The 22,876-nt window shown below is 37.8% G+C and carries 22 protein-coding genes; 13 read left to right on the top strand and 9 right to left on the bottom strand.

Annotated elements, in window-relative coordinates:
• Positions 1-50: 50 nt before the first annotated feature.
• Both OQX64_RS06930 and OQX64_RS06925 read left to right on the top strand, forming a co-directional pair.
• Complete coding sequence (locus tag OQX64_RS06930) at positions 51-1,295, top strand: M16 family metallopeptidase (protein WP_265818168.1); 1,245 nt, start codon at positions 51-53, stop codon at positions 1,293-1,295.
• Positions 1,288-2,559 (top strand): M16 family metallopeptidase, encoded by a 1,272-nt coding sequence (locus OQX64_RS06925; protein WP_265818167.1) that lies wholly within the window; start codon positions 1,288-1,290, stop codon positions 2,557-2,559. The genes OQX64_RS06930 and OQX64_RS06925 overlap by 8 nt, the downstream gene beginning before the upstream one ends.
• A 60-nt stretch (positions 2,560-2,619) precedes the next feature.
• On the opposite strand, the gene OQX64_RS06920 is transcribed toward OQX64_RS06925, so the two are convergent.
• From OQX64_RS06920 to OQX64_RS06910, 3 genes are all read right to left on the bottom strand, one after another.
• Complete coding sequence (locus OQX64_RS06920; RefSeq protein WP_265818166.1) at positions 2,620-2,901, bottom strand: pyrimidine/purine nucleoside phosphorylase; 282 nt, start codon at positions 2,899-2,901, stop codon at positions 2,620-2,622.
• A gap of 116 nt (positions 2,902-3,017) precedes the next feature.
• Entirely contained in the window at positions 3,018-4,091 is a 1,074-nt protein-coding gene (locus OQX64_RS06915) for an HmuY family protein (RefSeq protein ID WP_265818165.1), read from the bottom strand.
• An 11-nt stretch (positions 4,092-4,102) separates the two neighbouring features.
• A complete protein-coding gene (locus OQX64_RS06910; RefSeq protein WP_265818164.1) occupies positions 4,103-6,181 on the bottom strand; it encodes a TonB-dependent receptor plug domain-containing protein in 2,079 nt (692 codons plus the stop codon).
• A gap of 153 nt (positions 6,182-6,334) precedes the next feature.
• Here OQX64_RS06910 and OQX64_RS06905 point away from each other — a divergent pair, with 153 nt between their 5' ends.
• The 9 genes from OQX64_RS06905 (at position 6,335) to OQX64_RS06865 (ending at position 14,059) form a co-directional block, all read left to right on the top strand.
• Positions 6,335-7,285: a helix-turn-helix domain-containing protein gene (locus OQX64_RS06905; RefSeq protein ID WP_265818163.1), complete on the top strand. Its 951-nt coding sequence runs from the start codon at positions 6,335-6,337 to the stop codon at positions 7,283-7,285.
• A 100-nt stretch (positions 7,286-7,385) separates the two neighbouring features.
• On the top strand, positions 7,386-8,480 hold the full coding sequence (locus tag OQX64_RS06900; RefSeq protein WP_265818162.1) for an MBL fold metallo-hydrolase: 1,095 nt from the start codon (positions 7,386-7,388) through the stop codon (positions 8,478-8,480).
• Positions 8,481-8,529: 49 nt separating this feature from the next.
• On the top strand, positions 8,530-8,892 hold the full coding sequence (locus OQX64_RS06895) for a hypothetical protein (protein ID WP_088301459.1): 363 nt from the start codon (positions 8,530-8,532) through the stop codon (positions 8,890-8,892).
• A gap of 52 nt (positions 8,893-8,944) precedes the next feature.
• Complete coding sequence (locus OQX64_RS06890; protein ID WP_265818161.1) at positions 8,945-9,742, top strand: hypothetical protein; 798 nt, start codon at positions 8,945-8,947, stop codon at positions 9,740-9,742.
• Position 9,743: 1 nt separating this feature from the next.
• Complete coding sequence (gene miaA / locus OQX64_RS06885; RefSeq protein ID WP_265818160.1) at positions 9,744-10,670, top strand: tRNA (adenosine(37)-N6)-dimethylallyltransferase MiaA; 927 nt, start codon at positions 9,744-9,746, stop codon at positions 10,668-10,670.
• A 116-nt stretch (positions 10,671-10,786) separates the two neighbouring features.
• A complete protein-coding gene (locus OQX64_RS06880; RefSeq protein WP_265818159.1) occupies positions 10,787-11,308 on the top strand; it encodes an outer membrane beta-barrel protein in 522 nt (173 codons plus the stop codon).
• Positions 11,309-11,459: 151 nt separating this feature from the next.
• Positions 11,460-12,008, top strand: a complete 549-nt coding sequence (locus tag OQX64_RS06875; protein WP_265818158.1) for a hypothetical protein — start codon at positions 11,460-11,462, stop codon at positions 12,006-12,008.
• Between the two features lie 96 nt (positions 12,009-12,104).
• A complete protein-coding gene (locus OQX64_RS06870; protein ID WP_088301561.1) occupies positions 12,105-12,635 on the top strand; it encodes a DUF3347 domain-containing protein in 531 nt (176 codons plus the stop codon).
• A 134-nt stretch (positions 12,636-12,769) separates the two neighbouring features.
• Complete coding sequence (locus OQX64_RS06865) at positions 12,770-14,059, top strand: citrate synthase (RefSeq protein ID WP_088301454.1); 1,290 nt, start codon at positions 12,770-12,772, stop codon at positions 14,057-14,059.
• A gap of 157 nt (positions 14,060-14,216) precedes the next feature.
• Here the strand turns inward: OQX64_RS06865 and OQX64_RS06860 are convergent, their stop codons facing one another.
• The 5 genes from OQX64_RS06860 to OQX64_RS06840 all read right to left on the bottom strand — a co-directional run bounded on the left by OQX64_RS06860 (position 14,217) and on the right by OQX64_RS06840 (position 19,375).
• Complete coding sequence (locus OQX64_RS06860) at positions 14,217-15,338, bottom strand: DUF3667 domain-containing protein (protein ID WP_265818157.1); 1,122 nt, start codon at positions 15,336-15,338, stop codon at positions 14,217-14,219.
• A gap of 19 nt (positions 15,339-15,357) precedes the next feature.
• Positions 15,358-16,743, bottom strand: a complete 1,386-nt coding sequence (locus tag OQX64_RS06855) for a nucleoside permease (RefSeq protein ID WP_088301452.1) — start codon at positions 16,741-16,743, stop codon at positions 15,358-15,360.
• A 156-nt stretch (positions 16,744-16,899) separates the two neighbouring features.
• The gene (locus tag OQX64_RS06850) at positions 16,900-17,514 is read right to left on the bottom strand and encodes a bifunctional nuclease family protein (protein ID WP_265818156.1); all 615 of its coding nucleotides are present in this window, start codon (positions 17,512-17,514) and stop codon (positions 16,900-16,902) included.
• A 75-nt stretch (positions 17,515-17,589) separates the two neighbouring features.
• Positions 17,590-18,558, bottom strand: a complete 969-nt coding sequence (locus tag OQX64_RS06845) for an electron transfer flavoprotein subunit alpha/FixB family protein (protein WP_265818155.1) — start codon at positions 18,556-18,558, stop codon at positions 17,590-17,592.
• 79 nt (positions 18,559-18,637) lie between these two features.
• Positions 18,638-19,375: an electron transfer flavoprotein subunit beta/FixA family protein gene (locus OQX64_RS06840; RefSeq protein WP_029284248.1), complete on the bottom strand. Its 738-nt coding sequence runs from the start codon at positions 19,373-19,375 to the stop codon at positions 18,638-18,640.
• Between the two features lie 62 nt (positions 19,376-19,437).
• On the opposite strand from OQX64_RS06840, the gene OQX64_RS06835 reads away from it, so the two are divergent.
• The gene (locus tag OQX64_RS06835) at positions 19,438-19,773 is read left to right on the top strand and encodes a tetratricopeptide repeat protein (protein ID WP_088301450.1); all 336 of its coding nucleotides are present in this window, start codon (positions 19,438-19,440) and stop codon (positions 19,771-19,773) included.
• 41 nt (positions 19,774-19,814) lie between these two features.
• On the top strand, positions 19,815-21,032 hold the full coding sequence (gene chrA / locus OQX64_RS06830; protein WP_088301449.1) for a chromate efflux transporter: 1,218 nt from the start codon (positions 19,815-19,817) through the stop codon (positions 21,030-21,032).
• Positions 21,033-21,226: 194 nt separating this feature from the next.
• On the opposite strand, the gene dnaB is transcribed toward chrA, so the two are convergent.
• Entirely contained in the window at positions 21,227-22,807 is a 1,581-nt protein-coding gene (dnaB, locus tag OQX64_RS06825; RefSeq protein ID WP_265818154.1) for a replicative DNA helicase, read from the bottom strand.
• Positions 22,808-22,876 lie beyond the last annotated feature (69 nt).

Raw genomic sequence — 22,876 nt, 5'->3', positions numbered from 1 at the left:
AAGTGATTAAACAATTCAGCAATTCAACAATTCGTCTATCTTTGTTGGCTATGGTAGATTTTAATCGTTTTACACTGGCTAACGGATTAAAGGTTTTGGTTCACGAAGATCCGACCACTCCAATGGCAGTTTTAAATATTTTGTATGATGTGGGTGCCCGTGATGAGGACCCTGATAAAACTGGTTTTGCTCACTTATTTGAACATTTAATGTTCGGTGGATCGGTTAACATTCCCAGTTATGATGAACCTTTACAAAGGGTAGGTGGTGAAAATAATGCTTTTACCAGTAATGATATCACCAATTATTACATTACACTCCCTGCAGAAAATATAGAAACGGCATTCTGGCTGGAAAGCGACCGTATGTTAAGCTTAGCTTTTTCTGAGAAAAGCCTGGAAACACAAAGGAACGTGGTTTGTGAAGAATTTAAACAGCGTTATCTTAATCAACCATATGGTGATGTTTGGTTAAAATTACGCCCTTTAGCATATAAAAAACATGCTTATCGGTGGGCCACCATTGGAAAAGAACTTTCGCACATCGAAAATGCAACCATGGATGATGTGAAGGCTTTCTTTAAAAAACATTATACACCCCAGAATGCTATTTTAGTGGTTGGTGGAAATGTAAAAACGGAAGATGTTAAAAAACTGGCAGAAAAATGGTTTGAACCTATTCCGGCTGGAGAGAAATATGTCAGAAACCTGGTACAGGAAGATGTTCAAACTGAGGCCAGAACTGAAACTGTAAAAGCCAGTGTACCCTTAAATGCTATTTATATGGCTTTTAAGATGCCAGGAAGGCTTAATTCCAACTACTACGCATTTGATTTGCTCTCAGATATTTTATCGCGCGGACAATCTTCACGTTTATACAACAGCCTTTTAAAGGAGCAAAAATTATTTAGTGATATCAATGCTTATATTTCCAGCAGTCTGGATGCCGGATTATTTATTGTAGAGGGCAAACTGGTAGAGGGGGTGGCGATGGAAACTGCCGAGAAAGCCATCTGGAAAGAATTGGATCAGCTTAAAGCCGAACTCGTATCTGCAAATGAATTAACGAAGGTCAAGAATAAGGTAGAGTCGGTATTGGTGTTTTCTGAAATGAGCTTACTGGATAAAGCCATGAACCTGGCCTATTATGAGCTATTGGGCGATGCTACCCTATTGAATCAGGAGGCAGGAGAATTTTTAAAAGTAACAGACGAAGATATTAAAAGAATCGCAAACGAGACTTTTGGCAGGGAACAATCATCAACTTTATATTATTTAACTGAAAAAGATGCTTAACAGACAATTAGCGCCTGATTTTAAGCAGGTATCAACCATCAATTTTATACAGCCCATTCATCACAAATTGGATAATAGTATTCCGGTTTATACCGTTTATTCTGGTGAGCAGGATTTGGTACGTATAGAATTTATTTTCAATAACGTAAACTGGAATATTGAAAAACCGCTGCAGGCCATTGCCGTTAGTGCCATGTTAAATAATGGAACCAGTAAACTTTCATCAAAAGAAATTGCAGAACAAATTGATTTTTACGGTGCATTTTTTCAAACGGAATATGTACAGGATCAATCAACGGTGACACTTTATACCTTAAACAAGCACCTGGCAGCTGTATTGCCCATTTTAAAAGATGTAATTACTGACAGCCAGTTTCCGCAGGCTGAAATGGATATTTATATTCAGAATCAGAAGCAAAAACTGCAGGTAAACCTGCAAAAGAATGATATTGTCGCCAGAAAGGAATTTGCACAGGCACTTTTTGCAGATACGGCTTATGGTGTAAACATTGAAGAGCGGCATTATGACGAACTGAAAAGGGAAGATTTAATTGCTTATTTCAAGGCTGCCTACGCACCGGATAACTGTATGATTGTAGTGTCGGGTAAATTTGAAAACGAAAGCTTTAACCAGCTAAATGAACAATTTGGTCATCATTGGGAAAATGGCAAGGCTGTGAAAAATAATTTTAAATTCAACATCCTGCCCCGTAAAGTTATTTATAAAGAGCGTCCTGATGCTTTACAATCTGCCATTAGAATAGGAAAGCTGGCCGTCAATCGTACGCATGAAGATTTTCCGGGCTTACAGATTTTAAATACCATTTTAGGCGGATATTTCGGTTCACGCCTGATGAACAATATCCGTGAAGATAAAGGATATACTTATGGTATCGGTTCTGGAATATCATCCCTGCAGGATGCAGGTTACCTGTTTATCGCAACTGAAGTAGGTGCTGAAGTTTGTGCTGATGCCCTGGTTGAAATTTATAAAGAGATTGAATTGCTTAAAAACGAGCTTGTTATGGAAGAGGAGCTTATGCTTGTTAAAAATTATATGCTCGGGTCAATGCTGGGTAGTCTTGAAAATGTTTTTTCTCACGCAGATAAGTTCAAAAACATTCATTTATTTGGTTTGGGTTATGATTATTATGAAAACTACATTAAAAAAGTAAAGTCAATAACGGCCGAAGAAATCCGTTCTTTAGCCAATCAGTATTTTAATCTGGAAGATTTTACAGAAGTGGTAGTAGGGAAGAAGTAATTAATTTAGAAAGCTATATCTAAACCTATAAGGTGTTTAAGACCTTATAGGTTTTTTTTATTATCTGTACTGGCAAAGATAAGCTGTAGGAACCTCTGTTTTAACTTTGAACCTGGAATTGGCCGGAACTTCGAAACTATTTCCAGGTTCAAAATGCTGCCAGTCGGTTTGATCGGGCAGCAATGCTGATAGTTTTCCTTCCACAATATGCATAATTTCTTTGTCCGCCGTCCCAAATTCATATTCACCGGGATTTATAATTCCTAGAGTAGATTTTCCTTCTGCGGTTTCGTAACCAAGAGATTTAACGTTTCCGTTAAAATAAGTATTTTCTATTATCATCGTTTGATCTTTTTGTAAAGCTATAAAATTTGAGATAATGGTAAAGCCTGTAAAAAGATAAAGCTCCCCATCGCGGGGAGCATCTATCCAACTAACAAAACATATTTTTTAGGTTACTATCCTTTTTTAACTAATTTGTATTCAATTACGGGTTTGCCGCGTTCGCCGCCATCGCTACCAACACCCATGCTTACAAATCTTAATTTGTAAATGTTACCTGCACTGTCTTTTATTAAATAAAAGTATTTTTTAATGATTCCCGTACCTGTTGTTATTCTCCAGTTGCTCCCAATAACATCTCTTGAAGTTAAAAATGTCAGTCCAGCCAGGTTAGCTTCAGTAAAATTTGTATATGTTATTGAGGCTGTTTCTTCAAATTGAAGTGCGCTTACGCCACCTAAATTATTGGTCGTGATAAAGTCCTGGTAAAAATATGGATTGGATTCCGGGTCACTGGCTAAAGATCTATAGGTACTGAAGCTCCAATGAAAATCCCACTCTGCTTTTTTAGGCTCTGCGTTGACTACAACTCCATCATTATTATTTCCGAGAGAGACAAACGACAAATTAAAATCGGCATTTTTTGAAATACTTACAGTTTTAAAAGTAGTTTCCTGAACTTTTGCATATTGTAACGTATAGCCAGTTGTGCCATTTCTTAATACCCTCACTTTGTAAAGATTTGGTTCTGTATAAGTTCCGTTTAAACCTAAAATATATACTTTATTTTCGGCATCAGTTGCAGATACTGCAGCTATAGCAGTGCGATTTAAGCTCCCGTTATAACTATCAACTAAACTAACCGCATTTACCAATGGGGGAGATGCTTGTAAACTCATATTATAAACCATTGAGGCTTTAGCATCATTCAATGTTACGGCATTAATATCAGTTTTATTAACAACCTGGGCTAGCGCCTGAAAGGATTGATTAAGTACGACTTTAAAATCAGCGCCGTTATAAAATCCTAAAGCCCAGCTTTTTCTATTAACCGACGTTGATTTATCTGTACTTAAATCTGCATACACAATGTTAGCATAATTAGACTCAGCGGTTTTACCACTTAAAGTTAGCGTACTTCCACCTGATGGTGGTACAACAATTAGAGGTTCATCGTTATCTTTTTTACAAGCAGTAAAAGTGATCGCCAAAACGGCGATTGCAATCATAGAGTGAAGTTTATTCATCATTTTTTGTTTTATTATTTGTTCCAGTTAAAAGTTATTCCGAGTACATAAGAGCGACCATAGCTGTAGGGCACCGCACCACCGCCTGTGCTATGGGCACCGCCTGATGCCGTAGAAGAATTGGTGAGTTGAGTAACATCAAACATATTTTTTACCCCTGCATTAATCGTGAAGTATTTATAAAGACTTTTGTTAAACATTAAATCGGCTAAACTAAAATCACCGATTTCAACCAGCTTATAATCTGCTGCATTGGCACCATTGTTTTGATAGCTGGGTAACTTGCCGGTGTATTTGTAAAATAAGCTGATGTTTCCTTTAAGCTGAGGCAGGTTATACATTATTGTTGCCGTAATTTCGGGAGACCATGAGAATGCTGGAATAGTCAGGCTTGGGTTTTCCACCAATTGTTCGTTATATCGGCCAATGTAAGAAGCACCAATAGTGGCATTGATATTTTTATAAATGACTGTATTATCTACGGTAAAGCCTGTAGTTTTAAATTTTGATAAATTGAATAATGTGGTGATTGTTGCATTTTGCACTGATTGTGCAAATGTGATGCGGTTTTTGAACAGGTTATAAAAGGCAGCTAAAGTTGTACGAAGTTTAAATTCGGAGGTATTATGGGCTTCCCATGTTAATGAACCGTTAAAACTGTTTGATTCTTCTGCCTTTAAATCCGGATTGCCGAGAATATTATGACTGGCATCTACAAAATCATAATACAATTCGCGCAAAGCTGGAGCCCTGAAGCCGCGTGCATATGCCAATCTTAAATCTAATTTTCTACCTAATGCAAACTTGGTATTGATTGATGGAATGACTGGTGGCGCAGTGTAAACAGAATTTTTAATGATCCTTAATCCTGGTCTGATATTAATGCCAGCTATTGGTTTGATTTCTGATGATATAAAGAAAGCATAATCATTGATTACGGGTGTACCATTAATTCTTTGTCCGCCGGCTGCATCCCTGTTGTATTCCATCCCGGGCTGAAAGGATACTTTATCGTTCAGGATATACTGAGCAGTAGCCCTGAAAATTGCCGAATTGAATTTAGCAGTATCCTGTTTACCCTGATCTGTACCTAAAATGTCTGTTCCGGTGCTAAAATTATGGTTGACTGTTTTGGTTAATCTTTTTAAGTCAGAATAGCCTGCAATTGCCGTAATTTGAAGAGAAGGACTTAATTTCCATTCCGATTGTAACTGGTTAGTATAACGGGTAGTTTTATAGGTTTGCCATTCTGCAATATAATTTAAAGGATTCATCCCTCCGCGACTGATAATTTCTTCCTTTAAACCATCCAGCCTGTACCAGATATTAAAATTTTCATTGCGATAGCCGAATTTAGTATTGGCCAGCCATTGTTCTTTTGGCTTCCAGCGGTTTCCATTGGCCAGATCCTGATCTACGATATCTCTTGGCGTGGTACTGGGTTTAATATTCCAGCCGCCAAAATCATTATGCGTAACACCAGCCAAAGCACTCCATCCCTTATTTTGCCAGCTCAAACCAATGTTTTGAACATGATTGCCTTTACCAGAAAATGGAGTATATTCTTTCCCTACTGTTTCTTCCTGTACTCTTGCTGTAACATTTAAGTTCGATTTTCCGGCTCCCTTCGTGATGATATTGATCACTCCGGCCAAAGCGTCTGATCCATACACGACTGACATCGGGCCTTCTACTATTTCTATTCGCTCAATGGTATTGATATCAATTTGATTCAAGCTTTCTCTGGTATCAGACCGGTCAATCATCGGAACACCATCCAGCAATACTTTTACGTTCCGGCCACTCATGCCCATTACAGTAACATCAGCGGTGCCTAAAGTCAGGTCATTGCTGAACCTGAAGCCTAGTTCTGTATTTAAAACCTGTTGAATATTCAGCGCACCCCGCAGTCTGATTTTTTCTGCACTTATCGTTCTTACCTGGTAAACTGAATTTTTTATCGATTGTGGTCCATACTGACCGGTTACCACAACTTCCTTTAAATCATTTACCCCCAAGGTATCAACTTTAGCATGCTGAGCTACAGCTGATAATCCACATAAAACGAAGGCAAACGACAGATATATTTTCATTTATTTAGACTAATTATAAATAATTATGCAAATTTGTACATAATCACAAAATGGAGATAACGCAAGGCGGATAATTAATGCCGTTATACGGATTAAAAACAGCATATGATAAAGACGCTAATGCCTGTGATAACCTTTATAAAATTTAACTAAATGAAAATTAAACTCTCAGCGTATGCATCACAACATACCATCCATGAACAGGTTTACAAGGATAACTTCCAGATCAAGGAGGATATAGAAGAAATGGAGAAGCAAATTCAAACCCATAATTATCAGATTAAATTAAAGGAAAAATGGTTTGACGGAGTTCACATCAGCAGGGTTGAAATAGCCAATCAGGGCGTTGAAGATTTTTTATATGAATCTTCAGCTCATCATATCGGCTTCCTTTTTTGTATAGACGGTAAGATAAGTTTTAATAAGTCCACCAATACCGGTTATTTACTCAACATAGCTAAAAACCAGTATTATGTTTTATCAGGCCGGCTTGAACCCCTGGTAATTCGTGCTGTCAAAAAGGCTTGTTACGTATATGTTCAGCTAACAACATCTTATTTTCAAAATCTTACCAATCAGGAGTTAAAAGATCATCAAACGATTCAACAACATCTATTAACCCCAGAAGTAGGCTTGTGGCTTAATCGTTTAGAAAGTTATTCATACCAGGGACGGGTGGAGCGGATTTTTCTGGAATCCAGAATGTTCGAATTGATTATTTTTTACCTGCAGAAAAAAGAGCCTGCAGCTGTACCAATTAAGGAAGATGATATGATGAAAATTATGTTTGCCAAACAGCTGGTTGAAAATAATTTGCAGCGTCCGGGTTCATTGATTGAGCTATCCCGTCGGGCCGGGATTAATGATTTTAAACTCAAGAAAGGTTTTAAAATACTGACTGGCTATACTGTTTTTGGTTATCTCTATAAATTAAGGATGGAAAAAGCACAGCACCTGCTCCTGCAGGAGAAGAAAACAGTAAACGAGGTTGCTTTTCTGGTAGGATATAAAAATGCACAACATTTTATTACGGCTTTTAAAAGACAGTATGGAATTTCGCCGGGAAGCCTGAATAAAAATAATCTGATCCAAATAGATGAATAACTAGTTTTTTGTAAGAATAAAGTGAAAAAGCACTGAACGATCAGCTTGTTGTACATAATACTTTTCTGCAATAACTACATTTACGGATTAATTATAGAACATGATCATCCTTTATATTATTGTAGCCATTGCCATATTGGTTTTAATTGTTATCAATCTACCTGTTTTCGGAAGCTTACCCAGTGGTTTAAGGCTAGATAAAATTCGTCATTTACCGAATTACCGCAATGGTGCCTTACAAAACTTATCTGTTACCCCCATGCAGCCGGAAGGGATTAGTTTCTTTACCATAATGAAAGCATTTTTCTTTGAAGATCATCCCAATAAAATTCCAGTTAAAGCATTAAAATCTGTTAAGCCTGATATAGATGCTGTACCGGATCAACATTTGCCGGAAGTGATCTGGTTTGGACATTCGTCTTACCTGATTAAAATAAATGATCTCCGCATTTTGGTCGATCCTGTGTTTAGTAAAGTACCCTCACCTTTTTCATTTATAGGAAGTAAGGCTTTCCCGGGAACAGATTTTGTGAAGGCCGCGCAATTTAAAAATATTGATGTCTTGCTCATCACGCATGATCATTATGATCATATGGATTTTCAAACAATCTCAACCCTTGTACCTCATGTTAAAAAATTCGTCACTTCCATTGGTGTGGGTTCGCATTTACAAAGATGGGGGATATCTGCTGATCAAATCCATGAACTTTGCTGGCATGAAACGGTTTCATTAGCTGAAGACCTAAAGTTTACAGCAGTGCCTGCCAGGCATTTTACAGGAAGGAAGTTTAAACGAAATCAAACCCTGTGGTCTGCATTTGTATTGGAAACCTCCCAATCAAAACTGTTCCTTGGTGGAGATTCCGGATACGATACCCATTTTACTGAAATAGGTAAAGCGCATGGTCCGTTTGACCTGGCGATTTTAGAATGCGGGCAATATGACGCCTATTGGCCATATATTCATATGTTTCCGGAGGAAACGGTGAAAGCTGCAATTGATCTTCAGGCTAAAGTTTTATTACCGGTGCATTGGGGAAAATTTAGTTTGTCCATGCATCCCTGGAACGATCCGATAAACAGGGTGGTAAAGGCCGCAAAGGAAAATGGATTGCGTTTGGTGACACCGAGGCTGGGTGAAACCATCCGGTTAAATAGCTATCTGCCTGATACAAATTGGTGGCAGGAAGAATAAATTAAACAATAATGCTCACACTGTGTTTAATTTTAAACGCAGCTAAATTATGAAAACAGACCTTATAGAAATTTTTCAAACCATTAGGGCCGGAGTACAACCTTATGCCACACGCGGTTATACCGTTCATGAAAATTCTGAAACCGGATATGACCTCTACAGCGAAAAAAATATCGAAACTTCTGAAGGAAAAATCACAGAACGTTTCTTTATAGGCATTTATATCAATGGAGATCAAGTTGAAGTGAAGCTGAATACAGCAGAATTTACGGCTGATATATCTGGCTTGCACCAGTTCGATGATCATAAAACCGGATTTCAAATTACTGCTTTAGACGATCATAAATTAAGTGAGGTACAAAACTTTATTGAAATTATTCACACGAACTTTAAAGAAAAAGAGTGGATTTAATGATTTGATAGCTAAATTTGCTGACACATTATTGTTGCATAAAATAGCATCTTTGAATTACCTTTCATCTAAAAATAACATCGAATGGCATGATCAACTGAAATCCAGATTAGAGGATTCGGGATTGAAATGCCATTTTTTTGTTGAAGATAATTTCAGCTTAATTTTATTCAGCGAAAATCACATTGCCATTCATCTAATCAATCTTAAGAATCATTTTCGGCCTGCTGACCTTATTCAGTTGCAGGAAAAATACAATAATTCCGGAATGAAACTCATCCACCTTTGGGAAGATATCTGGATAAGCCGGCCAGCACAGGTATTGGCCAGAATAAAATCATTGCTTGGGCTAAATGAACGGATTCATGGCAGAAAAACAAAGGTGAATAAAATTGCAAAGCCAATTGCTGATCATTTTATCAATGAAAATCATTTGCAGGGCGCAGTGAGCAGCCGGTATAAGCTGGGCTTATTTGAAGGGGGACACCTGGTTGCAGTAGCTACTTTTTCGGCACTGCGGAGAATGAACCACACCGAAAATTATCAGTCAGCGGAGTTAATCAGGTTTGCCGTAAAAGCGGGTTATACAGTTACAGGTGGTTTAAGTAAGCTGATCTCGCATTTTCATGCCATTCAAAAACCCAATGATTTAATGACTTATGCCGACAGAGACTGGTCGGCGGGTGAGGCTTATGCAACACTTGGTTTTAAACCAACTGGTTTACTTGAACCTCAGGAATTTCTATTGGATGAACACCTGAACCGGAAACTCAGGAAGGACCAGGTGTCTGTTTCATTTCATCCTTTGGTTTTTAATACGGGTAGTTATAAATTTATCCTAGAGTTTTAAAATGGCAGATTATAATTTAATCATTATTCTGGGTGCAACGGCATCAGGAAAAACCAGGCTCGCCGTACAGGTAGCCGGTCAGTTAAACGGCGAGGTGATCAGTGCAGATAGTCGCCAGGTTTTCAGAAAAATGAATATTGGAACCGGAAAGGATCTCCATGAATATGAAATCAACAATAAAATTATTCCGCATCACCTGATTGATATCCTGGATCCTGGCGAACGTTATCATGTAGATGCATTCAAAAATGATTTTTATCGTGCATTTGAAAAGATTAAATCAAAAAATAAATGGCCAATTCTATGTGGTGGAACCGGAATGTATATCCACAGCTTGCTGCAAAATCAGCCATATACTGCTATCCCCATAAATGATGCCTTAAGAAGTGAATTGTTATCTTTTGAAAAGGATCGACTGGTGGAGCTGTTAAGCAATTATCCGGAAGCACATACAGCTCATGCAGACCGATCTTCCAGAAAGAGATTGATCAGGGCAGTAGAAATTGCAGCTTACTTAAAAAACCATGATATTAAAGAGAAGATAACACCTGAAATTAGGCCCGTTATTTTTGGTTTAAAAAATCAAATTGAAATTACCAGGGCAAAGATTTTATCGCGTCTGGATCACCGGCTTGAAAATGGGATGATAGAAGAAGTGGAGTCGTTAATAGCCGGTGGTGTTCCGAAAGATATTTTAGTCTTTTATGGTTTAGAATATAAATTTATAACCAATTATCTGGATGGACTGCTCAACTATCAGGAATTAAAGTCTGCACTTGGCATAGCCATTTGCCAATATGCCAAGAGGCAAAATACTTTTTTCAGAAAGATGGAGAAGGATCAGGTGAACATTCACTGGCTTGATGCATCTTTTCCTGCCCAGGTGCTCACACAGCAAATTACGGATAAAATCTACTCAAAAGTATAAATATCTTAAAATAAGGATGTTTGGTCTTTAAATTCCTAAAAGTTGTTTTGACATTGCTTTTGGCATAGGTTTTGTAACTATGATGATATATTTATTTAACTTAAAAATAATATTTCATGAAAACATTTACTAAAATTATTGCTACTTCAGCAGCTGTAGTGGCATTATTTTTCTCGACTAATGCAAATGCACAATCACAAAAATTAGGAATAGGACTAACTGCAGGTATCCCAACAAATGATGCTTATAATTTTGTTGGTGGGGTGGATGTTCGTTATCAGTTCGATGTTGATAAGCAATTATCAATTCCTGTTACTGCTGGTTATACTCGCATGTTTGCTAAAGACTTCACAGTAGGTAATGCAACTGTTGATGGTCCGGATTTTGGTTATATCCCTGTAAAAGTTGGTGCAAAGTACTTTTTTAATGATTCTGGGGCAGGTGTTTACGGTTTAGCAGAACTGGGTGCTGGTTTTGGTACTAATTCTGGAAGCAAGACCTCATTCGTATATTCTCCAGCTGTAGGTTATGCTTGGAGTAATGGTTTAGATTTAGGCGTTAAATATGAAGGTTTATCAAGAGACGGTGGTAGCATTGGTTTCTTTGGCTTACGTTTAGCTTATGGATTTAATTTGTAAGATCATATAATTCATTACAGAAAGCCCCGGCAACAGTCGGGGCTTTTTTTATTTATCATCATTTCTGAAAAAAATGAAAATAAATAAATCTGGATGAAATTATTTTACGTATATCTATCAAAACCTTATTAATAACTTAAATTTATCTGATATGAAAACGATTACTAAAATCTTCGCAACAGCAGCAACAGCTGTTGCAATTTTTGCTTCAACAAGCTTAAGTGCCCAAACAATGACAGAACCTGATCCAAATCCGGCTCCGAAGGGTATGGCCTTCAAAGTGGGTGTGGGGATTAATGGCGGTGTTTTTCGCGATAAATCGCCAATGGATTATGCATATGGAGCAGATCTGAAATTACAATGGGACTTATCTCCTTACGTAGCAGTTACTGCATCAGGTGGTTACACTAAATTAATTGCTAAAGACAATGCGGTAGATGCTGATTTCATTCCGGCAAAAGGCGGTGTAAAAGTATTTCCTATTAAAAGAATGTATCTGGCTACTGAAGCTGGTGCAGGTTTCGCTATCCAGGATGGTGCTAAAACAAACTTTATCTACTCTGGTGGTTTAGGCTATGAATTTGGCGGTTTTGATGCCGGCATCAGGTATGAAGGTTATGTTAATGACAGCGCTTCAACAACCTATTTCAGAAAAACAGGTCAGTATGCTTTAAGACTGGCTTATAATTTCAAATTATAATTAAAACATCATATAATTTGAAAGCCTCGCAATTTGCGGGGCTTTTTTCGTTTATTTAATATTAAATTACCTATTTTGAACCCAAAACCAAATACCATGAAACAAATATTCGGACTTGCCATACTCTTCACTTTTATTGCTTGCAACCAATCAGAAAAAAAGTCGGCAGGTAGAACTGATTCTATACAATCAGATACATTGAGTAAAAATAACCAGGTTTCTATTAAAGATAAAAAGAAAGAAGATATCCTGATCAAGTATGTGAATCTAAAAAATGCCCTGGTTAAATCAGATGAGAAGCTTACTCAAAAAAATGCCGCAGATTTACAGAAGAGCCTGGCTGATTTTGAAGGGTGTGAACCTACAGCTGAGGTTGCCGGTAAAATAGCAGGCAGTGGAAATCTTATTGATCAGCGGAAAGGTTTTACCATTTTAAGTTCTGACCTGATTGCATTGATGAAAAGTGCAGAAATAGAAAAAGGAACAATTTTTGTTCAACACTGCCCTATGGCTAATAAAGGAGATGGCGGCGATTGGCTATCTACAGAAAAGGAAATCAGAAACCCGTATTATGGAAATGAAATGCTGGAATGTGGTAGGGTTACAGAAGAATTAAAAGCAAATTAGAAAATCGGTTTTATATTAAATTAAGCATGATTGTTACGTCTTTCTGACTAATTGTTCATATTAATTTAACAGATTTGTTATGCACGTATATTAATTTTATATAATTTAGAAAGCTATAAACACAATACAATAATATGTCAGATATTGCAGAGATTAAAGTTGATGGTAAGACGTTAGAATTGCCAGTAATTACAGGAACTGAGGATGAAAAAGCCATAGATATTTCGAAATTAAGGGATCTTTCTGGTTTTGTAACCTTAGATACTGGTTTTAAAAATACAGGTTCAACTAAAAGTAAAATCACATTTTTAGACGGTGAAAAAGGTATTCTTAAATACAGGGGCTATTCAATTGAAGAGCTTGCCGCAAAATCCAGTTTCTTAGAAGTAATTTATTTGATCATATACGGAGATCTTCCAACACAAACACAGGTAGAAGATTTTCAGGCAGAAATTAACAGGCATACCCTCATCCATGAGGATATGAAGAAATTTTTTGACGGATATCCATCACGATCTCATCCCATGGGGCAGCTGGGCTCATTAATATTCTCGTTATCAACTTTTTATCCGGAATGTTTAAAGCCAAATCAGACTGCAGAAGAGCAAAACCTGACCATCATTAAGCTTTTAGCTAAATTTCCGACGATAGTTTCGTTTGTTTATAAAAAATCGTTGGGTCACCCGCTGATTTATCCGAAAAATAAATATGATTATGTAACCAATTTTCTTTGGATGACTTTCGGACAACGTACGGAAGATTATGATGTAAACCCAATCGTGGTAAATGCCATGAATAAATTGCTGATTCTACATGCTGATCATGAACAAAATTGTTCTGCATCAACTGTTCGGATCGTTGGTTCATCAGATTGTAATTTATACGCATCTATTGCTGCAGGTATCGCTGCATTGTGGGGTCCGCTTCACGGTGGCGCAAACCAAGCTGTTATTGACATGTTGGAGTTAATTAAAGCTGACGGTGGAGATACAGAAAAATGGATTAACAAAGCTAAAGATAAAAACGATCCTTTCCGCATGATGGGATTCGGACACCGGGTTTATAAGAACTTTGACCCGCGTGCTAAAATTATTAAAAAAGCCTGTGATGATATTCTAGAAAACCTGGGAATTGATGATCCAATTTTAGAGATTGCGAAGAAGCTGGAAGAAGCTGCTTTAACTGATCAATACTTTATTGATAGAAAGCTTTATCCGAATGTAGATTTCTATTCAGGTATTATTTACCGTGCGTTAGGTTTCCCTTCCGAAATGTTTACGGTATTATTTGCCTTAGGCCGTTTACCTGGATGGATTGCACAATGGAAAGAAATGCATGAAAACAAAGAGCCAATTGGTCGTCCACGTCAGATTTACGTTGGTGAAACCGATAGAGAATTTGTTGAATTGAAAGACAGAAAATAATTATGATAAATCATAAAAAACCCACTTGATAATGTCGAGTGGGTTTTTTTATGACGTTAAATCTTGAACAGTCGTCTCTCTGAATTTATTTCAGGGTCTTATTATATATGTTGTACAGCATAAAAGATGCTGAAACAGTTCAGCACGAATATTAAGTCTAAGTAGCTACATAATAAATTAAATTAATCATCGCCATTTCTGATAGCTTAAAGGCAACTGCATAAAGAATTAAAATCCAAAAGATTTTAAAGACTGTGCTCCACGTTTTACGCTGATAAAAAACGGTAAGTGCTTTAAACATATACCAAAATAAATAAATGGTCACGCCGATCTCCATAATTTTAGTTAAAAAAGAATCCTCTCCAAATACCTGTATCATGATTGGCTTGGTTATAATGGAGACGATAAAATAAACCATCATTCCGTGGATAGTAAAAATCAGGTGATCTAAATAGTAAATATGATTTTTTCTAAAATTGAGCATGATGAACCCTGCCAGCAAAGGCATCAATAAAAAATATTGTTTTGGCCTGTTATGTTCTAAAGTCTCCTGGATAACTTCAGATTTCTCGCCAATAGTAATTGCCCTTTTTTTAATCAGTTTTTCATACCAACTGTCTTGCTCGGCTAAAGACATTTTTTTCTGTCGTAGAAGATAGGCAGCATAGGTACTGTCGTTCCTTTCAATATGGATCTCATTAAAATCTTCAATCCTATTTGCTATAGAATCAGATTTTAACCTGGTATTTTCTGCTTTTAGTCTGTTTAATTCTTTTTCCTGATCGGCAAAGCCCAATGCAATAAATTCTTCTTTCTTGATTGCCTCATCAATCGATTTAGTGGCTTTATTAGCAATTTTTTTAGGTATTCCAGTAAGTTTTAATGCTTTGTTTACACTGTCTGTTACATTTTGATTCTTTTTCTTTTCAATATTAACATGAACATTGTCCGTATCTTTTTCGCCATGTTTTGGAGAATATACCACCAAAAAATATACAATAGATACGAAAATGTACATACTTACCGGATTGATGTACCGGGCTCTTTTCCCAGCTAAATAATCAAGTGTAACCTGACCTGGCTTTGTTAAGAGAGGGGAGAGTGTTTGGAAAAACTTATTATCAAAATGGAAATAGTGTGCAATACTGTGGCTAATGAAGCCCCAGAAACTTTCTTTAAGTTCTAAATTGGGTTGGCCACATTGGCTACAATAGTGTTTCTCTACATGTGCGCCACAATTGAGGCAATCATGTTCTTTTCTATACTTACCAGATGACATATGTAATTTTGAGCGTTAATTAATGACTAATGGCCTCAATAGCTTTCTCTTCAGCTTTGGTATGTTTGTGTTTAAAAATAAGTACAAAAACAATGGCAATGACCAGTACATATATAGTGAAAGCAAGCCAGATATTATGCCAGTCTTTAACATCTAATGACCTGCTTAAATCGCCATTTTTTAAAACACTGATCCCTTTGTCTTTTAAAAATTTAAGCAAGTGAATGTTGTCTTCATTACTTTTTACATACCTGGAAAGTGAACCAATATTGCTGTAATAGGTTGTAAAATATTTATTAATCATCCAGCCGGAAACCAGGCTTCCGAATACAGCTCCAAAACCATTGGTCATCATCATAAATAAACCTTGCGCAGATGAACGGTTTTTAGGCGTGGTAGAAGTTTCTACGAATAATGATCCTGAGATATTAAAGAAGTCGAAGGCCATGCCATAGACCACGCAAGAGGTAATGATCATCCATAAGTTGGCCGACGGATCACCAAATGCAAACAAACCAAAGCGTAACACCCAGGCAAACATCGCAATTGCAATTACCCATTTAATTCCGAATCTTTTCAAAAAGAATGGAATAGCCAGAATGAAGAGTGTTTCTGATATTTGTGAAATGGATAAAATAATGGTGGAATAACGGATGACAAAAGATTCTGCAAAAACAGGAAATAATTTAAATTCATCCAAAAAAACATCGCCATAGGCATTGGTTAATTGTAAAGCAGCACCCAAAAACATGGAAAAGATAAAAAACAAAGCCATTTTATAATCTGCAAAAAGCCTGAATGATTCCAGTCCTAATTTTTGGGCGAATGTTTTTTTCTCACTAATCAGATTCAATGGTTTACAGGCCGGGAGTGTGAATGAATAAATACCCAGAAACAAAGCACTTATGCCTGCAATGTAGAATTGATTTGCGCTGGCTTTATTGCCTGTTAAGTTCGTAATCCACATGGCTACGATAAAACCCACTGTTCCCCATACACGAATGGGCGGAAAGTGCTTTACCACATCGAAATTTCCATTTTTTAGGGTAGTATAACTGATGGAATTACTTAATGCAATGGTTGGCATATAAAAACACATGGCCACCAATATCACCCAAAAAAATGTATGGGGATCATTTACCTGCGGAAGGTAAAACATGGTAGCAGCGTAGAGAAGATGTAAAATGGCATACAGTTTTTCTGCGTTGATCCATTTATCGGCCAGGATGCCTGTGATGGTTGGCATAAACAGCGATGCAATACCCATTGTAGAAAAAATAATTCCAAAATTAGCACCATCCCATTGTTTGGTACCAAACCAGTAATTTGCAATGGTAATTAACCAGGCAGCCCACACAAAAAATTGCATGAAACTCATTATAGTTAAGCGAAACTTAACGTTCATAATAATAGTTTAGTTTGATTTTTTAAAGTAAAGGCTGAATATAGAACTAATTTGAAACATTATTCAAAAATAAACCCAAATTATTTAAAATAATCTGGGCAATTTTAACTTTTGGTTATTTTATGAAAAATACCGGATTTACTGTCATCATGCGAGTTATGATGTACCTCTTTTATTCAATTCGTCTCTTAACCTTGCCGCTTTTTCATAAGCTTCATCAGCTATGGCTTCCTGTAATTTTTGCTGCAGTTCTTCCACTGATAAATCATTGAAGCCCTGTTGTTTGTTTATGGTTGGTGTGCTATCTGCTTCAGGTTCTTTGGCGATGGAATCCATATTCTCCAGAAACAAAAAGTCATTGCCTTCAATAACAATCCCTGCAGAAGAAAGGATAAACTCATAGGTGTAAATCATGGCATCAAAACGAACAGCCAAAGCAATGGCATCTGATGTTCTCGCATCTATCTCATGCTTGTTTTTACCGTCATTGCAGATCAACTTGGCATAAAAAACACCATCAACCAGGTTATAAATGATAATTTCCTCGATGTTGATATGAAAAGTATTGGCCATTGACTTAAATAAATCATGTGTTAAGGGCCTGCTGGGTGTCATCTTCTCAATCTCTATCGCAATGGCTTGCGCTTCAAATGCACCAATAATGATGGGCAAACGTCTCCGTCCATTTACTTCTCCTAAAACAAGGGCATAGGCACCAGATTGGGTCTGGCTGTAAGATAAACCTACGATATCTAACTTAACTTTTTTCATATTTGCTGATGTCATGTTGAGCTTGTCGAAACATTTTGGATAATCCTTCGACAGGCTCAGGATGACATGATTGGATTATCCCTTATGGGCTTTTAAAGCTTCAATTAATTTAGGTACTACTTCAAAAGCATCACCAACAATGCCATAATCCGCTACTTTAAAGAAAGGTGCCTCCGGATCTTTGTTGATCACTACAATCACTTTAGATGAACTTACACCTGCAAGGTGCTGAATCGCACCGGAAATCCCGATAGCAATGTACAAATTCGGACTAATAGAAATTCCGGTCTGACCAACGTGCTCAGAGTGAGGTCTCCAGTCTGCATCAGATACTGGTTTTGAACAAGCTGTTGCTGCCCCCAGTAAGCCTGCTAATTCTTCAATCATTCCCCAGTTTTCAGGTGCTTTTAAGCCTCTTCCTGCAGAAACCACTAATTCTGCATCCGGCAATGAAACTTTATCAGTAGCCCTAACAATCTCCTTGATAACAGTTCCGAGGTCTGATTGTTTAATGTCTGCAGCAAAGTTTTCAACTGTCACTTCTGTTGGATTTTCTTTTACTCCAAATGCATTCGGGTTCAGTGCAATCACTTTATTGGCAGAAGTCAGTTCTGTAACGGCGAAAGCCTTTCCGGAAAAGGCTGTTTTCTTAACCGAAAATTTACCATCATTACTGGGTAGTTCAACGGCACCATCAGCCAATCCAGCTTTAAGTTTTACTGCAATCCTGGGAGCCAAACCTTTTCCGGAGAATGAGTTGGATAATACGATAATATCAGCACTTTCTTTTTCAGCCGCGGCAGCGATTACACTGGCATAAGCCTGATTAACAAAAGTTTTTAACTGGTCTACACTTACATTTAATACTTTAGCAGCACCGTACTTTCCCAATTCTTTTAATTCACTTTCAGCCACATCACCAATGGAAATAGCAGTTAAATTTGTTGACTGTTGATCGGCAATGGCTTTGGCATAAGAAACTGCTTCAAAAACAGATTTTTTAAATTTACCTTCAGCCTGTTCTACATATACTAATACTGACATATATTTATTTCTTGATCCTTATTCGGATGTGTGTAAACGATTTGATTATTTAACTAAGTTCCTTTTCGGGCTTTAGGCATTAAATGACTTTAGCTTCGCTGTGCAATAAGCCAATCAGCGATTCTACCTGATCTGCAGGAACTAATTTAACAGAGCCGCGTGGGGCAGGGGTTTCATATTTGGCAACTTTAGTTACCTCTTCAATCGCTACGGCTTCTACTACATTTAAGGGTTTGGTTCTGGCGCTCATGATTCCACGCATGGTTGGAATTTTTGGCTCGGCAACACCCTCGGCGCAGCTTGCCACAAATTTGCCTGAAACGGTCACGACTTCTTTACCACCTTCAATTTCTCTTTCAATGGTAGCCGAGCTTCCATCATAATCCAGTTTCTTGATGATGGAAACAGAAGGGATATCTAAAAACTCACCCACCATTGCTGCAACCTGGTTCCCGTTGTAGTCAATAGATTCACGACCAGTTAAGATCATGTCGAAATCTTTATCTTTGGCATATTCTGCAATTTGTTTTGCAACAAAGTAAGCATCACGCGGCGCGGCATTTACACGAACAGCATCATCAGCACCAATGGCAAGTGCTTTTCTAACCGTTGGATCATTAGCTGCTTCACCAACATTGATCACGGTTACTGTACCTTTGCCACCTTCAGTTAGTTCAATTGCTCTTGATAAAGCGATTTCATCGTAAGGATTAACAATATATTGCACTCCTGCCGTATTGAATTCGGTATTATCGTTGGTAAAAGTTATTTTTGTCGTCGTGTCGGGCACGTTACTGATACAAACTAATATTTTCATATTTATTGAGATTTATATATAAGGTCTTTCTGCAAATTTAATTAAAAAAGCAAGGAAATAAAATGTCATCAACCCGTTTAGTCAAGTTATTGGAGTTTTTAGAAAGTGAACCTAATGATCCATTTATCCTATATGCCTTAGCCACAGAGTATAACAACCAGAATGATAAGGAAAAGGCCTATTCTTTTTACCTTCAGTTAACGGATAAACACCCTGATTATGTGGGGACTTATTACCATTTAGGGAAACTATATGAAAAAGACGGGCAAAAAGAGAAAGCAATCGAAGTGTATCAGAAAGGAATGGTAACTGCCAGAAATAAACGTGATATGCATGCTTTTTCGGAACTTCAGGGTGCTTATAATTCTGCTGCAGGCCTGGATTATGAAGATGATTAGTTTTTGCAATAAACCATCTTCACATTTATTAATCTCTTCAAATGCAACTTAAACCCATCTCAGCTAAGAAGCAATGGTTATTTATCCGTAATGTATTGTTTTTTACTTTTACCTCCTTTGGTGGCGCACAGGCACACCTGGCGCTTTTATTAAAATATTTTGTGCACAGCACCAGGTTTATTTCAGAGGAGGAATTATTAGAATTAAATGCACTGGCGCAGGTTTTACCAGGCCCGGCATCTACGCAGACTTTGGTTGGTATTGCCTGGAAAGTAGGTAAGCTGAAACTGGCTATTATTACCTTCCTTATCTGGATTTTACCCACTGCTGCAATCATGACCTTTGCAGCGATAAGCTATGCCTTGCTTGATCAGAAGCAAAAGTTTAATGACGTACTGGAATATATCCAACCTATTGCTTTAGGTATTGTAGCCTATGGTGCCTGGAAACTAGGCAGAAAAGTATTAACCTCACAAGTGTCACTGTTTTTAGCTGTCGGATCGGTAGTGGCTACATTTGTATTAAGAAATGCTTATGTATTTCCTCTAGCCATTTTGGTAGGCGGAATCATTTCTTCTGCCGTAGAAACGCCAAAAGAAGAAGCGGAATTGAGGGTGAAGCTATTTGCTAACTTAAATCCTAAAAAGATGATTTATTTTTTAGGTGCATTGCTATTGTTTGCTTTGGTGGGCGCAATCATCAACCGGACGTCTCCCTTCAGTTTGCCTATTCGTTTACTGGAGAATTTTTACCGTAACGGTATCCTGGTTTTTGGCGGTGGTCAGGTGCTTGTTCCATTGATGTTTACTGAGTTTGTTGATATGAAGCATTATTTGGCTGCACCTGGTTTTTTATCGGGTTTTGCATTACAGCAAGCACTCCCGGGACCAACATTTTCATTTACCAGTTATCTGGGGGCATTAAGCATGAAAAATTTTGGTTATGGCTTGTCAGGACAAATTTTGGGTGGTTTGATCGGAGTGGTGGGGATTAACCTGCCGGGATTAATTCTGGTATTGTTTATAGTTCCATTCTGGGATGACCTGAAGAAAATTTCCAGGATACGGCATAGTCTTAGTGGAATCAATGCGGTTAGTGTAGGTTTTATCATCGCCGCATTTATTTTATTGCTGGTTCCTATGGCAACAAACTGGCTCTTTTTAATAATTATGTTAATTACATTTTGCCTGCTGAATTTCACGAAAATTAGTCCGCCGGTAATTGTTTTGGCTGGAATTTTAATCGGGTATATTTTTTGAGAAGTAATTCTTCAAAAAAAATGATACTGAATATGAACGGGAGATTCTGTTCTGCAGATCAATATAAACAGCGTAGATTATGACATTTGCTTCTACAGATATCAGCTAAATCTGCGCGGGATAATGTTTGACTCAAGGTTATTCGGCTATACAGGATTTGCAGTAGCTAAGTACAACAGGCTAAGTTCTTAAACTTAAAACGGTGGATCATCATCATCATGCATATCATTACCTCTTGAAGGCATAATGATGGTATTTCCCTGTGGTCTGGGATTGTTGAAGTTATCGAACGATTGTGATGGCATCATCCCGGCACTAGAATCTCCTGATCCTAACATTGGAGAATTGAAGTCTTCTTCCAGATCGGTGAACTTTACAAATTTACCCACGAAACGAAGCGGAACAATTCCTGTTTCACCATTCCGGTGTTTGGCGATAATTACTTCCCCTATACCAGCCTGCGAACGTCCTTGCTCATCTTCGGTAATTCCATAATATTCAGGACGGTACAAAAACAGTACCATATCCGCATCCTGTTCGATAGATCCCGATTCCCTCAAATCGGACAGCATGGGGCGTTTACCCTGTAAACCCGGCCTGCTTTCCACTGCACGACTCAACTGTGATAGTGCCAGTACCGGTACATCCAGTTCTTTTGCCACTGATTTTAAAGCCCTTGAAATACTACCAATTTCCTGTTCACGGTTACCACCACCTTTTCCTTCGCCTTTGCCGTGCATCAGCTGCAGGTAATCCACAATAACCAGCTGGATATCGTATTGTGATTTAAGTCTGCGGCATTTTGCCCTGAATTCAAAAATATTTAGTGCAGGCGTATCATCAATTAATAAAGGTGCTTCTGTTAAACGGCCAATTTTACTGTGCAGCTGCTGCCATTCCCATTCCTGTAAATTTCCTTTTCTGATTTTTTCCTGCTCAATTTCTGCTTCTCCTGAAATTAGACGATTTACGAGCTGAACCGATGACATCTCTAGAGAGAAAACCACTGTTGGCTTTGCAAAATCTACAGTCGCATTTCTGGCACAGGTTAAAACGAATGCGGTTTTTCCCATCGCCGGACGGGCAGCAATAATCACTAAATCCTGTTTCTGCCAACCGCCGGTGATCCGGTCAAGGCCCGTAAAACCAGTTGGTACCCCCGTTAAACCATCTGTTTTGGTTCGGAGTTCTTCCAGTGTGGCCAAAGACTGCTTAATGATATCGTCCATTTTCTGTGTATCTCTACGCAAGTTATTTTGGGCAATATCAAATAAACCTTTCTCTGCATGATCCAGCAAATCAAAGATATCTGCAGTATCCTCGTAAGCTGTAGTGATGATATCGGTAGAAATACGGATCAATTCCCTTTGAATATATTTCTGGGAGATGATCCGCGCATGAAACTCAATGTTGGCTGCTGATGCAACACGATTGGTAAGGTTGGTAATATAATAGGCACCTCCAACCATTTCAAGCGAACCCGTCTGGCGAAGCTCTGCAGTAACCGTTAGAATATCAACGGGTTTAGATTTTTCAAAAAGCATGTGAATGGCTTCAAAAATCTTCTGGTGCGCTTCCTGGTAAAAAACTTCTGGCTTTAAAATATCAATTACAGCAGATAGGGCATCTTTTTCAAGCATTAGCGCACCTAAAACCGCTTCTTCTAAATCCAAAGCCTGTGGGGGTAATTTCCCCATGGTACTTACTGTGCTGGTTAGCCGGGCCTTCCTCGCTGTTAAACTGTTTTTTCCACCTTGTCCGTTATCGATACTCATTTTACAAAAGTAGTTAAAAGTTTATCGGAATGTTTTAACAAGTTACTAGCACTTTGTTAACAAATTGGG

This window comes from Pedobacter sp. GR22-10, assembly GCF_026239715.1.
GTDB lineage: Bacteria > Bacteroidota > Bacteroidia > Sphingobacteriales > Sphingobacteriaceae > Pedobacter.
The sequence above is the reverse complement of the archived record's forward strand: the minus strand, read 5'-3'. Positions and strand labels throughout refer to the sequence as shown.

Bases quoted from the DNA above. Each gene is read 5' to 3' on its own strand.
- OQX64_RS06930 (WP_265818168.1), top strand. From the start codon at position 51: ATGGTAGATTTTAATCGTTTTACACTGGCTAACGGATTAAAGGTTTTG.
- OQX64_RS06925 (WP_265818167.1), top strand. From the start codon at position 1,288: ATGCTTAACAGACAATTAGCGCCTGATTTTAAGCAGGTATCAACCATC.
- OQX64_RS06920 (WP_265818166.1), bottom strand. From the start codon at position 2,901: ATGATAATAGAAAATACTTATTTTAACGGAAACGTTAAATCTCTTGGT.
- OQX64_RS06915 (WP_265818165.1), bottom strand. From the start codon at position 4,091: ATGATGAATAAACTTCACTCTATGATTGCAATCGCCGTTTTGGCGATC.
- OQX64_RS06910 (WP_265818164.1), bottom strand. From the start codon at position 6,181: ATGAAAATATATCTGTCGTTTGCCTTCGTTTTATGTGGATTATCAGCT.
- OQX64_RS06905 (WP_265818163.1), top strand. From the start codon at position 6,335: ATGAAAATTAAACTCTCAGCGTATGCATCACAACATACCATCCATGAA.
- OQX64_RS06900 (WP_265818162.1), top strand. From the start codon at position 7,386: ATGATCATCCTTTATATTATTGTAGCCATTGCCATATTGGTTTTAATT.
- OQX64_RS06895 (WP_088301459.1), top strand. From the start codon at position 8,530: ATGAAAACAGACCTTATAGAAATTTTTCAAACCATTAGGGCCGGAGTA.
- miaA (WP_265818160.1), top strand. From the start codon at position 9,744: ATGGCAGATTATAATTTAATCATTATTCTGGGTGCAACGGCATCAGGA.
- OQX64_RS06880 (WP_265818159.1), top strand. From the start codon at position 10,787: ATGAAAACATTTACTAAAATTATTGCTACTTCAGCAGCTGTAGTGGCA.
- OQX64_RS06875 (WP_265818158.1), top strand. From the start codon at position 11,460: ATGAAAACGATTACTAAAATCTTCGCAACAGCAGCAACAGCTGTTGCA.
- OQX64_RS06870 (WP_088301561.1), top strand. From the start codon at position 12,105: ATGAAACAAATATTCGGACTTGCCATACTCTTCACTTTTATTGCTTGC.
- OQX64_RS06865 (WP_088301454.1), top strand. From the start codon at position 12,770: ATGTCAGATATTGCAGAGATTAAAGTTGATGGTAAGACGTTAGAATTG.
- OQX64_RS06860 (WP_265818157.1), bottom strand. From the start codon at position 15,338: ATGTCATCTGGTAAGTATAGAAAAGAACATGATTGCCTCAATTGTGGC.
- OQX64_RS06855 (WP_088301452.1), bottom strand. From the start codon at position 16,743: ATGAACGTTAAGTTTCGCTTAACTATAATGAGTTTCATGCAATTTTTT.
- OQX64_RS06850 (WP_265818156.1), bottom strand. From the start codon at position 17,514: ATGAAAAAAGTTAAGTTAGATATCGTAGGTTTATCTTACAGCCAGACC.
- OQX64_RS06845 (WP_265818155.1), bottom strand. From the start codon at position 18,558: ATGTCAGTATTAGTATATGTAGAACAGGCTGAAGGTAAATTTAAAAAA.
- OQX64_RS06840 (WP_029284248.1), bottom strand. From the start codon at position 19,375: ATGAAAATATTAGTTTGTATCAGTAACGTGCCCGACACGACGACAAAA.
- OQX64_RS06835 (WP_088301450.1), top strand. From the start codon at position 19,438: ATGTCATCAACCCGTTTAGTCAAGTTATTGGAGTTTTTAGAAAGTGAA.
- chrA (WP_088301449.1), top strand. From the start codon at position 19,815: ATGCAACTTAAACCCATCTCAGCTAAGAAGCAATGGTTATTTATCCGT.
- dnaB (WP_265818154.1), bottom strand. From the start codon at position 22,807: ATGAGTATCGATAACGGACAAGGTGGAAAAAACAGTTTAACAGCGAGG.